This is a genomic window from Tenacibaculum sp. AHE14PA, assembly GCF_019278465.1.
GTDB lineage: Bacteria > Bacteroidota > Bacteroidia > Flavobacteriales > Flavobacteriaceae > Polaribacter > Polaribacter bernardetii.
Genome location: NZ_CP058983.1, coordinates 970,678 through 984,190, shown reverse-complemented (window position 1 = coordinate 984,190; position 13,513 = coordinate 970,678). Strand labels below are relative to the sequence as shown.

Sequence of the window (13,513 nt, the reverse complement as noted above, 5' to 3'; positions counted from 1 at the left end):
AAATTTTAGAGGTCTTTTTTTATAACTTATATTATGGAAGAAAATAAAGATCCACAATTAAATATTGAATTAGATCAGGATGTTGCTGAAGGAACATATAGTAACTTGGCAATTATTAATCATTCAGTGTCTGAATTTATAGTAGATTTTATAAACATAATGCCGGGTGTACCTAAGGCAAAAGTAAAATCGAGAATTATTTTAACACCGCAACATGCTAAAAGACTAACAAAGGCTTTGGCGGAAAATGTTAGAAAATTTGAACAAGCCCATGGTGAAATAAAAGATTATGAGCAAGTACCAATACCGATGAATTTTGGAGGAACAACCGGTGAAGCTTAAAAACTTAAAACGTCTATTATTAGACGTTTTTTTTGCTTTAAAAAGAAAATTAAAACCCTGTAGAAATATCTTTTAAACCTTTATTATCAAGTATAAAAACTTCCTTTCCTTTTAAATTGATTAATTTTTTCTTTTTAAATTCAGAAAGTAAACGAATTGCTGATTCGGTAGCTGTACCAATAATATTAGCAATATCTTCTCGAGATAAAAGTATATCTAAAGCTCCATTTTCATTTTTAGCAAATCTTTCATCAAGACTTAGCAATGTTGCAGCTAAACGTTGTTTAACAGTTTTCTGAGCCATATCAACAATAAAATTATCAGCGGTTTTAAGAGATGAAGCCATGTTTTTAAGAATATCCATGGTAAACTTCGGATTATCTTCTAAATCTCTCACAATTTCTTCTTTTGGAATAAAACAAATTTCCATATCATTTACAGCAATGGCTTTTAAGTTAGAACTTTCGTCGTTTATTAAGCTACGTTCTCCTAATAAATCTCCTTTTCTTACCAAATTTACAATTTGATCTCTACCATTGTCACTCATTTTCGAAACCTTACAAACACCATCTTTAATACAAAAAACACCATTTATATGTTCGCCTTCTTCAAATAAAACGGTTCCTTTTTTTATTGTTTTAGACGTTTTACAACCAGCAATCCTAACCAATTCATCTTTTGTAAGTGATTTTAAAGAATTAAATTGACGAATGATACATTGTTCACATTTGCTCATGGTGGTAGTCTGTTAAGGAGATTCAAAGATAGCGAAAAGCTGATAAATATCATATTTTTATAAGGGTTGATATATGATCTTTGTAGTAGGCAAAAGAGTAAATATGGAAAACACAATATGTTTTCATTGTGGTAACGAATGCGATACTAAAACCATTTCTGTAAAAGAGAAGTTTTTTTGTTGCAATGGATGTAAAACGGTTTTTGAAATTTTTTCAGAAAACGATTTAACATGTTATTATGATTTTCAAAACAATCCAGGAGCTATTCCTGAAGAAATTAAGGGGAAATACGATTTTCTTGACAACATAGCTATTGTTGATAAACTGTTAGAGTTTAATGACGGTAAGATACATGTTGTAAATTTATATATTCCACATATACATTGTAGTTCGTGTATTTGGGTACTAGAAAATTTGCACAAACTCCAAATAAATATTAGTGCTTCGCAAGTTGATTTTCCTAAAAAGACAGTACGGATTACGTATAATTCTGAAACCATTTCATTAAAAGAAATAGTAGTACTGTTAAGCTCTATAGGCTACGAGCCTTATATTAGTTTAGAGGATTATGAAGTAGGAAAGAAGAAGGTAGATCGAAGCTTAATTTATAAATTAGGCATCGCTGGATTTTCTTTCGGAAATGTAATGTTTTTATCATTTCCAGAATATTTTGAAGTATCCGGTTTTTGGTTAGAACATTATAAAGGAATCTTTCGTTGGTTAATGTTTATATTCTCATTGCCTGTAGTTTTTTATGCTGCGCAGGATTATTTTATTTCGGCTTATAAAGGATTGCGTTCTAAAATTTTAAATATTGATGTTCCGATTGCCTTAGGCGTCGCTGTTTTATTTATAAGAAGTTCGGCAGAAATTATTTTTGATTTAGGAACAGGTTTCTTTGATTCTTTAACAGGATTGGTTTTCTTTTTACTGTTAGGTAAGTTTTTTCAGCAAAAAACTTACAATTTCCTGTCTTTCGAACGTGATTATAAATCGTATTTTCCGATTGCTGTTACAAGGATTTCATCCGAAGGAAAAGAAGAAAATGTACAGATATATGATGTTGAAAAAGGAAATAGACTGCTAATTAGAAATCAAGAATTAATTCCCGTAGACGGAATTTTGATAAACGGTGATGCTAAAATTGATTATAGTTTTGTTACAGGAGAAGCAATTCCTGTATTAAAGAAATCAGGTGATAAATTATTTGCAGGGGGAAAACAATTATCTGGAATTATAGAAATGGAAGTTTTAACGTCGGTTTCACAGAGTTATTTAACACAATTATGGAGTAACGATGTGTTTAAAAAAGATAAAAATTCGTCTTTTAAAACATTAACAGATCGTATTAGTCAGCATTTTACAATTACAATATTATTAATCGCATTTATTGCTACTGCATTTTGGTTGTATTTTGATGCAAGTAAAGCGCTAAATGTATTTACGGCAGTGTTAATTATAGCGTGTCCGTGTGCCATTGCTTTAGTTGCACCGTTTACTTTAGGAAACATGTTGCGTATTTTAGGTAAGAAGAAATTTTATTTAAAAAATGCTACTGTGGTAGAGCAATTAGCAGCAATTGATAGTGTAATTTTTGATAAAACAGGAACTTTAACAACCAGTAAAGAAAATGAAATTGATTATAAAGGTGTTGAGTTGTCATCCGAAGAAAAAGCACTATTAAAAAGTACGTTGCGAGCTTCAAACCATCCGTTAAGTAGAATGTTATACGGTTCTTTAAAAGAAGAAATGATTTCTGTGACCAATTTTAAAGAGTTTACTGGAAAAGGGATTGAAGCTACATCAAAAGAAACCAAAATAAGAGTTGGATCTTCTTCTTTTGTGAAAAATACGGAAGAACAAATTAATCTAGATACCTCTGTTCATATTCGTGTGAATGATGAATATAAAGGAAAGTATATTTTTAAAAATGCCTATAGAAACGGTGTTGGAGATTTGTTTTCTGAATTAAATTTTAACTATAATTTAGCTGTTGTTTCTGGTGATAATGAAGGAGAAAAGAAATATTTAGAAACGTTGTTACCAAAAAACACTTCGTTTTTATTCAATCAAAAGCCAGCAAATAAATTGCATTATGTGGAAGAATTACAAAATAAAGGAGCGCATGTAATTATGATTGGTGACGGACTTAATGATGCAGGGGCCTTGGCACAGAGTAATGTCGGAATTTCATTGTCAGAAAATATCAATGTGTTTTCACCTGCTTGCGATGCTATTTTAGATGCTTCTAAATTCAATCAAATAGCGAGTTATATGAAAGTTTCAAAAAAAGCAATTAAAATAATTAAGTATAGCTTTATACTTTCTTTATGTTATAATTTAATAGGATTGTATTTTGCAACAACAGGTCAGTTAAAACCTGTAATCGCAGCAATTTTAATGCCTTTAAGTTCTATTAGTATTGTGGTATTTACAACTGTTGCAACAAATTTATTAGGAAGAAAAATAAAATAGTAATTACCAAATCCGTAATGGATATTTAATAAAAAATATATGAAGATAGCATCATTTTTAGAAGAGGTAAATTTCAATGAAAATAAGCCAGCAGTGTCATTATTACTGGATACTGATTTTTCGAAAGAAATACGAATAGTATTCAAAAAAGGACAGATAATGAAAGATCATCAGGCGCCTTTTTCTATTATTGTTCAGGTATTAAAAGGTTGTATTGATTTTGGTTTAGAAGGAGAAGTAAAACAATTAAATACAGGTGATTTAATTTCATTAGAACCAAAAATAATTCATAATCTTACAGCTGTAGAAGAGAGTGTTGTGCGATTAACTTTATCGAAATTAGACACTATAAAGAGAGTTAAAAACATATAAATTATGCAAATAAATAAATATATAGATCATACACTACTAAAAGCAACAGCCACAGAAAGTGAAATTGTAAAGCTATGTGCCGAAGCCAAAGAGCATAATTTTTATGCCGTTTGTGTAAACGGATCGTATGTTAAATTAGTAAAAGAAGAGTTGCAAAACACGAATGTGAAAATTGCGGCTGTAATCGGATTTCCTTTAGGAGCGATGACTACAGAAGTAAAAGTTTTTGAAGCACAAAATTGTATTGAAAACGGAGCATCAGAAATTGATATGGTTATTAATATAGGTAAATTACTAGATGGCGAAATTGCGTATGTTGAAAATGAGATTAGATTGATAAAAGAAGCTATTGGTAAAAACACATTAAAAGTGATTTTTGAAAATTGTTATTTATCAAAAGGACAAATTAAAGAGGTATCGCAATTAGCGGTTAATGCAGGAGCAGATTTTATAAAAACATCTACAGGATTCGGAACAAGCGGAGCAATTACAACTGATATTCAAATAATGAAAGAAGTTACGAATGATAAAGTGCAAATAAAGGCTGCCGGCGGAGTGAGAGACAAAGAAATTGCTGAAGAATATATTACTATGGGTGTAACTCGTTTAGGAACATCATCGGGAGTGTCTTTAGTTACAAAAGGAGTCTCAGATAAAGGTATATATTAATGAATTCACTTATACAAAAATATAATATTCCGGGTCCAAGATATACGAGTTATCCGACGGTTCCGTATTGGGATAACGAAACGTTTTCGAAAGAAAACTGGATTGAAACATTTAAAAAATCATTTATACAAAGTAACGCTACAGAAGGAATTAGTATTTATATCCATTTACCTTTTTGCGAAAGTTTATGCACATTTTGTGCCTGTCATAAACACATTACAAAACGTCATGAAGTGGAAGAAGATTATATAGACACTGTTTTAAAAGAATGGAATTTATATACTGATTTAGTAGATGAAACACCTATTATAAAAGAGATTCATTTAGGTGGAGGAACACCAACTTTTTTTTCAAAAGAACAGTTAAAAAAACTTATTGATGGATTATTTGTTAACGCAAAAAGACATGAGAATTACGAATTTAGTTTTGAAGGTCACCCTAATAATACGACAAAAGAACAACTACAAACCTTGTTTGATGTTGGCTTTACACGTGTAAGTTATGGTGTACAAGATTATAATGAGAAAGTACAAAAAGCCATTCATAGAGTGCAGCCTTTTGAAAATGTGGAGAAAGTAACGCGTTGGGCAAGAGAGATAGGTTACGCATCTGTTAGTCACGACTTAATTTTCGGATTACCATTTCAAACTAAAGAAAATGTAATTCACACGATTAATAAAACGAAAGAATTACAGCCCGATAGAATTTCTTTTTATAGTTATGCACATGTACCTTGGGTAAAAGGTGTTGGTCAACGAGGGTTTAACGAACAAGATTTACCAAAAAATGAAGAGAAGCGTGAATTGTATGAAATAGGTAAGGAGCTGTTCGCCGAAATGGGTTATGTAGAAATAGGGATGGATCATTTTGCTTTAAAAACAGATTCTTTATATAAAGCAACTCAAGAAAAAACATTACACAGAAATTTTATGGGCTATACAGCCAATAAAACACAGTTAATGGTTGGTTTAGGAATGTCGGCAATATCAGATTCTTGGTACGGATTCGCACAGAATGTAAAAACGGTAAAAGAATATCAAAAAATAGTAAACGAAGGAGAAATTCCTGTTTTTAGAGGACATATTTTATCCGAAGAAGATTTAATTATCCGAAAGCATATTTTAAATATTATGTGTCATTTTTCCACTTCGTGGGATGTTGAGCATTTACAGGTGAAGAATATTGAAATCCTTTTAGAAAAATTACAAGAAATGCAATCAGACGGTTTGGTTTCTATAGCAGGAAATATTTTAAAGGTTCCTGAAAAAGCAAGACCATATGTGCGTAATATTTGTATGGCGTTCGATAAAAGATTACATAAAAATAAGCCAGAAACGAAGTTGTTTTCAATGACTATTTAATTATATAACTCGAAGAAATTCTTCGAGTTTTTTTTATTTTAAAAATAACGAAACATGACAAATGTCATATTTTAAGAAAAGCTTCACAAGTATCTTTGATGTATAATTATCAGGCAAGATATGAGCGTTATTTACTTACTACTTACACTAAGTATTTTAGTGGCATTAATTTTTTTTATTGCATTTATTGTTTCAGTAAAAAATGGGCAGTACGATGATTCGTACACGCCATCTGTTCGTATGCTTTTTGATGACGAATTGGTCAAAGATGAAACAAAAAAGTCTTAGACTGTTTTTATGAAAATGAATAAAAAAAACTAACAATAGATATTAAATTCAATTAAATTATGGAAATGCAACAATTTTATTACGATAATAAGATCGTAAAAAAATTCATTTATGCCACACTACTATGGGGAATTGTAGGTTTCTCAGTAGGTTTATTACTGGCATTAATGTTTTTATTCCCAAATATTACAGACGGAATTTCGTGGTTAAGTTTTGGTCGTTTACGTCCGTTACACACCAATGCCGTAATTTTTGCATTTGTAGGAAATGCAATTTACGCAGGAGTTTATTATTCGTTACAGCGATTGCTTAAAGCACGTATGGCGAGTGATTTTTTAAGTAACTTTAATTTCTGGGGATGGCAATTAATTATTGTTGCAGCTGCCATAACACTTCCTTTAGGATATACAAGTTCTAAAGAATATGCAGAGTTAGAATGGCCTATAGATATTGCAATCGCATTAGTTTGGGTAGCTTTTGGTGTAAACATGATTTGGACAATCTTACAAAGAAGACAACGCCATTTATATGTAGCCATTTGGTTTTACTTAGGAACCTTTGTAACCGTTGCAGTATTACATATCTTTAATAGTTTAGCGTTACCTGTTAGTTTCTTAAAAAGTTATTCAGTGTACGCAGGTGTTCAAGATGCCTTGGTGCAATGGTGGTACGGGCATAACGCCGTAGCATTTTTCTTAACAACCCCGTTTTTAGGGTTGATGTATTACTTTGTTCCAAAAGCAGCAAACAGACCCGTATATTCATATCGATTATCAATCGTTCACTTTTGGTCGTTAATATTTATTTATATCTGGGCAGGGCCTCACCATTTATTATATACCGCTTTACCAACTTGGGCACAAAATTTAGGGGTTGCATTTTCAATTATGCTACTAGCACCTTCTTGGGGTGGAATGATAAATGGATTATTAACACTTCGTGGAGCTTGGGATAAAGTACGTACAGATCCTGTTTTAAAATTCTTTGTAGTGGCAATTACCGGTTACGGTATGGCAACTTTTGAAGGGCCAATGCTATCTTTAAAAAATGTAAATGCAATTGCACACTTTAGTGATTGGATTATTGCACACGTTCACGTTGGTGCTTTAGCTTGGAATGGGTTTTTTACTTTCGGGATGATTTACTGGATGGTTCCAAGAATGTTTAAAACAAAATTATACTCTACAGCATTAGCTAATTTCCATTTTTGGATTGGTACTTTAGGAATCATAATGTATGCATTACCAATGTATGTTGCAGGTTTTGTACAAGCATCTATGTGGAAACAATTCAATCCAGACGGTACATTAGCATATGGTAACTTTTTAGAAACAGTGGCTGAAATCATCCCAATGTATTGGATGCGTGCTATTGGAGGTAGTATGTTTATTGTTGGGGCATTTGTAATGCTATACAATATGATAAGAACTGTAAGATCTGGTAGCGATGTTACTGATGATTTAGCAGAAGCAGCTCCGTTAACAAAAGTGTCTAAAAACAGAACTAAAGGAGAAGGATGGCATACTTGGTTAGAAAGAAAACCAATCAAATTAACCATTTACGCAACTATAGCAATTTTAATAGGTGGTGTTGTTCAGATTGTGCCAACATTATTAGTTAAATCTAATATACCAACAATATCTAGTGTAAAACCATATTCACCTTTAGAATTAGAAGGACGTGATATTTATATTCGTGAAGGATGTGTTGGGTGTCACTCTCAAATGGTGCGACCATTTAGAAGTGAAGTAGAGCGATATGGAGAGTATTCTAAAGCAGGGGAATTTGTATACGATCACCCGTTCTTGTGGGGGTCTAAACGTACAGGGCCAGATTTACATAGAATTGGAAGCAAATATTCTGATAGTTGGCACTTAAATCATATGTATGATCCACAAAGCACCTCACCGGGTTCTATTATGCCAGCGTATCAATGGTTGGTCAGAAATAAATTAGATAAAAGTAATACGGAAGGGAAGATGAAAGCAATGGTTTCTCTTGGTGTTCCTTATTCAGAAGAAGAAATAGCAAATGCGCAAGCCAATATGGATGCACAAGGAACTAAAATTCAAGAAAACTTACATCAAGATCCTGATTTTGCTAAGAGCTATGCTTCAGATAAAAAGTATGCAGCCGAAAATGGCCAAGTTTTCATAGAAATGAAAGATCGTGAAATTGTCGCTTTAATTTCTTACCTACAAAGATTAGGTACTGATATAAAAGTAAAAGATGTTCAAAAACAATTAAGTAGACAATAGTCTAATAAATTATAAATAACATTTAAGAACAAGTGTTAAAATATTAAAAATTCACTAAGCGAGTAAAAATTAGAAATTATGTTAAAATTCGTAAAAAACCATATGGAGAGCATTACAGGTATAGAAATATACCCGATGATCTCATTAACAATATTCTTTACCTTTTTTATGGTGTTATTTTGGTGGGTGTTTACTGCCAAAAAAGAATATATAAGTAAGGTAAGTGATTTGCCTTTAAATGACTAAAACAAAATATTATGAAAAAATATATTCAATCAATAGTATCTTTTCTTTTTGTTTTTTCAATGCCATTTATTTTAGCAGCGGCATTTAAGGCATATGAAGAACCTTTTAATTTTTTAGAAAATTCGTTAGTCTGGTTTATAGCAATTGGTTTTGGTTTGGTGGTGCTTTTAAAAGAGGTTTTATCGAACACCGTTGTAAATAAAGCAAATGAGTTAATGCCAAAGAATTACACAAGAGTGCAATCTGTAACCTCATTTCTGTTTACATTTTTAACACCTTTTGTGCTAGCAAAGGCTATAAGCTCTTATGAAAACCCATATAATTTCTTAGAAAACCCTTTAGTTTGGTTAGGTCTTATTGCCTTTGGTTTTGTTTGTATCGCTAAAGAAATACTTACAATTACTGGTGTTAAGAAAATAGAGGAGGTTGCTATGATTAAAGCAGGAGTAAATCCTGATGAAGTAGATCATTGGGCTTGGGCTAGAAAGTTAATTACTAAATGGACAGAAGCTAAAGCAGTAGAGCAAGAAGAAGAAATTATCTTAGATCATAATTATGACGGAATTAAAGAGTTAGATAATAACTTACCGCCATGGTGGGTATACATGTTTTATGCAACGATAATTTTTGCTGTAGTATATTTAGTAAGGTTTGAAGTACTAGATGGTTATACGCAAGAGATGGAATATGCAGAATCTGTTGCAGTTGCTAAAAGAGAATTAGCAGCTTATAAGTCAACATCAAAAGATGCAGTTATCGATGCTGAAACAGTAACATTTTTAACATCAGAAAGTGATTTAAAAAGAGGTAAAGCAGTATATAACTTAAACTGTGCTGCTTGTCATATTGGAGATGGAGGTGGAGGAATAGGACCTAATTTAACCGATGAATATTGGTTGTTAGGCGGCGGAATTAAAAACGTTTTTGCAACGATAACTAATGGTGGTAGAGACGGAAAAGGAATGGTTGCCTGGGGCAAAACATTAAAGCCTGTAGATATTCAAAAAGTAGCAAGTTATATAATGTCTATGCAAGGTACCACACCTGCAAATCCTAAGGCAGCACAAGGTGATTTGTATAAAGACGAGTCGCAACAAGTAACAGAAGAGGTTACAGCAATAGCAAAAGATAGTTTACAATAATAGTATTTGGTTTTAATAGTTAACAATGGAGACACCCAAGAACGAACAATTTAGAGATAGTATTGGTACCATCAATAATGAAGGTAAGCGTGCTTGGGTATATCCTAAAAAACCAAGCGGACGTTTTTATAAGTACAGATCGTACGTTAGTTATTTTTTATTACTGATTTTATTAACTGCGCCATTTATTAAAATTAATGGAAACCAGTTTTTATTATTTAATGTAATAGACAGAAAATTTAATATTTTCGGATTTCCTTTTTGGCCACAAGATTTTCACTTATTAGTGGTTTCAATGATTGTGGGCGTTGTTTTTGTAATTCTATTTACCGTTGTTTTCGGACGTATTTTCTGTGGATGGATTTGTCCGCAAACCATATTTTTAGAGATGGTTTTTAGAAAAATAGAATATTGGATTGATGGAGATAGAGGAAAACAAATCCGTTTGGAAAAACAACCTTGGAATGCCGAAAAAATTAAGAAACGACTATTAAAATGGTTCCTGTTTTTTATCATTTCATTTTTAATTGCTAATGTGTTTTTAGCCTATTTAATAGGTGGTGATACGGTTATTGATTATGTAACAGGTAATCCGTTAAATAATACAAACACTTTAATTTCTTTATTAATATTCACGGCAGTTTTCTACTTTATTTTCACATGGTTTAGAGAGCAGGTATGTATTATAGCTTGTCCGTATGGTAGGTTGCAAGGTGTTTTATTAGATAATAAAACAATTAATGTTGCTTATGATCATGTACGTGGAGAAGGGGTAAAAGGAAGAGCAAAATTTAATAAAAAAGAAGACAGAGCAGCTAGTGGAAAAGGAGATTGTATTGATTGTTTTCAATGTGTAAACGTATGCCCTACAGGAATTGATATTCGTAACGGTACGCAATTAGAATGTGTAAACTGTACCGCTTGTATAGATGAATGTGACCATATGATGGAAAACGTTGGTTTGCCAAAAGGGTTAATTCGTTTTGCAAGCGAAGAAAATATTGAAAAGAAAACACCTTTTAAATTTACGGCCAGAATGAAAGGATATACTGCCGTTTTAGGAATTTTAATAGCCGTTTTAATAGGAATGTTATTTTTAAGAAATGATGTTGAAGCTACAATTTTACGATTACCAGGGCAATTATATCAACATAAAGAAAACGGAATTATTAGTAATATTTATACCTATAAAGTAATTAACAAAACAACCAAGCAGATTGATGATGTAAGTTATAAGTTACTTTCTCATAAGGGAAAAATAGAAACGGTAACACATCAAAGTTTTGAAGTTCCGAAGCAAGGATTAGCAGAAGGAACTTTGTTTATAGAATTACATCAATCAGAAATGAAAAAAGAAAAAGTAAATCTTAAAATAGGTGTGTATAGTGGTAATAAGTTAATAGAAACTACTAAAACTAACTTTTTAGGACCAAGAAGTTATCGATAATAAATTTGTCATTACGAGGAAGTAATCTCTTAATAAATTAGCAGATTGCTTCATTTTATTCGCAATGACGTTAAAAACAAGAAAAATGAAACTAAACTGGGGCACAAGTATAGTAATCGTAATTATTGCATTTATGAGTTTTATAATGTATTTCGTTATATCAATGAGTACAGGTGAAAATTACAATCACGATTTGGTAACTGAAAAGTATTATCAAAAAGAATTAGAATTTCAAGAAAATATTGACGCAACAAAAAATGCAAAAGATTTAAAAGAAAATATTATAGTAAAAAGAGTACCGGAAGGTTTAAGGATCTATTTTCCAACAGAATTTAATCCTACTGATATTAAAGGAAAAGTGTTCCTATATAGACCATCTAATAAGCAATTAGATTTTGAAATACCTATTTCAATTTCTAATACATATTTGCTCGTGCCTGAGAAACGTTTGTTAGGTGGTCGTTGGAACATTACTGTTTCTTGGAACTATAAAAATAAGACATATTTATATCAAAAAGAATTAATTTATTAATGTTTATATCTGCGATCATATTTGGTTTGGTAGGTAGTTTTCATTGTATTGGTATGTGCGGGCCAATTGCTTTTATGTTGCCCGTTGATAGGACAAATAAGATAAAACAGTTTTTTCAAATACTTAGTTATCACTTAGGGCGTTTATTCACCTATAGTTTAATTGGTTTGTTGTTTGGTTTTTTAGGGAAAGGTTTTTATTTCTTCGGATTTCAACAGCAACTTTCAATTATAGTAGGTGTTTTAATGATTTTGACTATTGTTTTACCAAAGGCTTTTCAGAAATATAATTTTTCAAAACAGCTGAATAGGTTTATCATGAAAGTTAAATCAGCTCTTGGAAAAGAATTAAAGAAGAAAGGAAATGATACTTTTTTTACCATCGGTTTTCTAAACGGATTTCTTCCTTGCGGATTGGTGTATATGGCTGTTTTCGGCGCACTAGCAACAACGAATGCTTTGTCTGGAAGTTTATATATGTTTATTTTCGGATTGGGAACAATTCCGTTAATGACCATCGTTATTTATGTAGGTAATTTTGCGAACGGATTAGTGCGAAAAAGAATTCAACAAGTAATTCCGTTTGTAGTTGTTTTTATAGGTGTTTTATTTGTATTACGAGGTTTGGGTTTAGGAATTCCTTATGTTTCACCTTTACCTGTAACCAATTTAGTAAACACAGTACAAGGTTGCCATTAAGTTAATTACGTATCAAAAATCTTCTTTTTTCTGATATAAATTTAGTAACTTTATAGGAGTAGTTAAACTTAAAAAACACATTATGAAAAAAATAATAATCCCTGTCGATTTTTCGATTCATTCAGAAAATGCATTACAAACAGCTGCTTTTTTAGCAAAAGAGAATAATGCAGAAATTGTAGTAGTTCATATGTTAGAATTATCAAATTCATTAATTAATCAATCAGATGAATCAGCTAATCAAGAAACTTTTTTTTATTTAAAATTAGCAGAAAAAAGATTTAAAGAATTCCTAGATAAAGATTATTTATCGGATATTAAAGTAACGCCGATAATTAAGCATTTTAAAATTTTTAGTGAATTAGATGAATTAGCTAAAGAAGAAAATGTAGATTTAATTGTAATGGGTTCGAAAGGAGCTGACGGATTAAAAGAGATGTTTATTGGTTCTAACACCGAAAAAGTAATTCGCCATGCGCACGTGCCTGTAATGGTTATTAAAGAACAACCAATTACTAAAAAAATAGAAAAAGTAGTTTTTGCATGTGATTTTACCAATGACGATGTATCTCCTTATATAGAAGCTAAAGCTTTTTTTAATAAATTAGGAGCTAAATTACAACTAGTATACATAAACACACCTACCACAAAATTCAAAAACACGAAAGAATTAGAAGAAGAAATGAAAGTGTTTTTTAATAAAGCCAATGAAAGTGCGAGCAGTATTAATGAGGTTAAAATAATTTCTGATTACTCGGTGGAAAAAGGAATTTTATATTTTGCTAATGCAAGCAATGCAGATATTGTTGCTGTAGCCACTCATGGTAGAAAAGGAATTTCTCATTTCTTTGAAGGTAGTATTTCAGAAGATATTGCTAATCATAGTAAATTACCAATAGTTTCATTTAAAATATAGTGTTCATCTAATTTTGTATCTTTTCCGATA

Annotated in this window: 14 protein-coding genes; 13 read left to right on the top strand and 1 reads right to left on the bottom strand. The window is 31.3% G+C overall.

Features of this window, described 5'->3' with window-relative positions; genetic code table 11:
- Positions 1-33 precede the first annotated feature (33 nt).
- Positions 34-342 carry a DUF3467 domain-containing protein gene (locus tag H0I30_RS04460; RefSeq protein WP_218773112.1) on the top strand — a complete coding sequence of 103 codons (309 nt, stop codon included), beginning with the start codon at positions 34-36 and terminating at the stop codon, positions 340-342.
- 49 nt (positions 343-391) lie between these two features.
- Here the strand turns inward: H0I30_RS04460 and H0I30_RS04455 are convergent, their stop codons facing one another.
- A complete protein-coding gene (locus H0I30_RS04455) occupies positions 392-1,078 on the bottom strand; it encodes a Crp/Fnr family transcriptional regulator (protein WP_218773111.1) in 687 nt (228 codons plus the stop codon).
- A gap of 103 nt (positions 1,079-1,181) precedes the next feature.
- On the opposite strand from H0I30_RS04455, the gene H0I30_RS04450 reads away from it, so the two are divergent.
- The 12 genes from H0I30_RS04450 to H0I30_RS04395 all read left to right on the top strand — a co-directional run bounded on the left by H0I30_RS04450 (position 1,182) and on the right by H0I30_RS04395 (position 13,483).
- Positions 1,182-3,554: a heavy metal translocating P-type ATPase metal-binding domain-containing protein gene (locus tag H0I30_RS04450; RefSeq protein WP_218773110.1), complete on the top strand. Its 2,373-nt coding sequence runs from the start codon at positions 1,182-1,184 to the stop codon at positions 3,552-3,554.
- A gap of 39 nt (positions 3,555-3,593) precedes the next feature.
- Positions 3,594-3,926: a cupin gene (locus tag H0I30_RS04445; protein WP_218773109.1), complete on the top strand. Its 333-nt coding sequence runs from the start codon at positions 3,594-3,596 to the stop codon at positions 3,924-3,926.
- A 3-nt stretch (positions 3,927-3,929) separates the two neighbouring features.
- The gene (gene deoC / locus H0I30_RS04440; RefSeq protein WP_218773108.1) at positions 3,930-4,595 is read left to right on the top strand and encodes a deoxyribose-phosphate aldolase; all 666 of its coding nucleotides are present in this window, start codon (positions 3,930-3,932) and stop codon (positions 4,593-4,595) included.
- On the top strand, positions 4,595-5,956 hold the full coding sequence (gene hemN / locus H0I30_RS04435) for an oxygen-independent coproporphyrinogen III oxidase (protein ID WP_218773107.1): 1,362 nt from the start codon (positions 4,595-4,597) through the stop codon (positions 5,954-5,956). Before deoC ends, hemN begins: the two co-directional genes overlap by 1 nt.
- 120 nt (positions 5,957-6,076) lie before the next feature.
- Positions 6,077-6,244: a cbb3-type cytochrome oxidase assembly protein CcoS gene (gene ccoS, locus H0I30_RS04430; RefSeq protein ID WP_218773106.1), complete on the top strand. Its 168-nt coding sequence runs from the start codon at positions 6,077-6,079 to the stop codon at positions 6,242-6,244.
- A gap of 59 nt (positions 6,245-6,303) precedes the next feature.
- Positions 6,304-8,502, top strand: a complete 2,199-nt coding sequence (ccoN, locus tag H0I30_RS04425; protein ID WP_218773105.1) for a cytochrome-c oxidase, cbb3-type subunit I — start codon at positions 6,304-6,306, stop codon at positions 8,500-8,502.
- A 78-nt stretch (positions 8,503-8,580) separates the two neighbouring features.
- Entirely contained in the window at positions 8,581-8,748 is a 168-nt protein-coding gene (locus H0I30_RS04420; protein ID WP_081411167.1) for a cytochrome C oxidase subunit IV, read from the top strand.
- 11 nt (positions 8,749-8,759) lie between these two features.
- A complete protein-coding gene (locus H0I30_RS04415) occupies positions 8,760-9,890 on the top strand; it encodes a cbb3-type cytochrome c oxidase N-terminal domain-containing protein (protein WP_338056302.1) in 1,131 nt (376 codons plus the stop codon).
- A 25-nt stretch (positions 9,891-9,915) separates the two neighbouring features.
- Positions 9,916-11,337 carry a cytochrome c oxidase accessory protein CcoG gene (ccoG, locus tag H0I30_RS04410; protein WP_218773104.1) on the top strand — a complete coding sequence of 474 codons (1,422 nt, stop codon included), beginning with the start codon at positions 9,916-9,918 and terminating at the stop codon, positions 11,335-11,337.
- Between the two features lie 85 nt (positions 11,338-11,422).
- The gene (locus H0I30_RS04405) at positions 11,423-11,869 is read left to right on the top strand and encodes a FixH family protein (RefSeq protein ID WP_218773103.1); all 447 of its coding nucleotides are present in this window, start codon (positions 11,423-11,425) and stop codon (positions 11,867-11,869) included.
- A complete protein-coding gene (locus H0I30_RS04400; protein ID WP_218773102.1) occupies positions 11,869-12,567 on the top strand; it encodes a sulfite exporter TauE/SafE family protein in 699 nt (232 codons plus the stop codon). The genes H0I30_RS04405 and H0I30_RS04400 overlap by 1 nt, the downstream gene beginning before the upstream one ends.
- Before the next feature lie 82 nt (positions 12,568-12,649).
- Positions 12,650-13,483 (top strand): universal stress protein, encoded by an 834-nt coding sequence (locus tag H0I30_RS04395; protein ID WP_218773101.1) that lies wholly within the window; start codon positions 12,650-12,652, stop codon positions 13,481-13,483.
- Positions 13,484-13,513 lie beyond the last annotated feature (30 nt).

Bases quoted from the DNA above. Each gene is read 5' to 3' on its own strand.
- H0I30_RS04460 (WP_218773112.1), top strand. From the start codon at position 34: ATGGAAGAAAATAAAGATCCACAATTAAATATTGAATTAGATCAGGAT.
- H0I30_RS04455 (WP_218773111.1), bottom strand. From the start codon at position 1,078: ATGAGCAAATGTGAACAATGTATCATTCGTCAATTTAATTCTTTAAAA.
- H0I30_RS04450 (WP_218773110.1), top strand. From the start codon at position 1,182: ATGGAAAACACAATATGTTTTCATTGTGGTAACGAATGCGATACTAAA.
- H0I30_RS04445 (WP_218773109.1), top strand. From the start codon at position 3,594: ATGAAGATAGCATCATTTTTAGAAGAGGTAAATTTCAATGAAAATAAG.
- deoC (WP_218773108.1), top strand. From the start codon at position 3,930: ATGCAAATAAATAAATATATAGATCATACACTACTAAAAGCAACAGCC.
- hemN (WP_218773107.1), top strand. From the start codon at position 4,595: ATGAATTCACTTATACAAAAATATAATATTCCGGGTCCAAGATATACG.
- ccoS (WP_218773106.1), top strand. From the start codon at position 6,077: ATGAGCGTTATTTACTTACTACTTACACTAAGTATTTTAGTGGCATTA.
- ccoN (WP_218773105.1), top strand. From the start codon at position 6,304: ATGGAAATGCAACAATTTTATTACGATAATAAGATCGTAAAAAAATTC.
- H0I30_RS04420 (WP_081411167.1), top strand. From the start codon at position 8,581: ATGTTAAAATTCGTAAAAAACCATATGGAGAGCATTACAGGTATAGAA.
- H0I30_RS04415 (WP_338056302.1), top strand. From the start codon at position 8,760: ATGAAAAAATATATTCAATCAATAGTATCTTTTCTTTTTGTTTTTTCA.
- ccoG (WP_218773104.1), top strand. From the start codon at position 9,916: ATGGAGACACCCAAGAACGAACAATTTAGAGATAGTATTGGTACCATC.
- H0I30_RS04405 (WP_218773103.1), top strand. From the start codon at position 11,423: ATGAAACTAAACTGGGGCACAAGTATAGTAATCGTAATTATTGCATTT.
- H0I30_RS04400 (WP_218773102.1), top strand. From the start codon at position 11,869: ATGTTTATATCTGCGATCATATTTGGTTTGGTAGGTAGTTTTCATTGT.
- H0I30_RS04395 (WP_218773101.1), top strand. From the start codon at position 12,650: ATGAAAAAAATAATAATCCCTGTCGATTTTTCGATTCATTCAGAAAAT.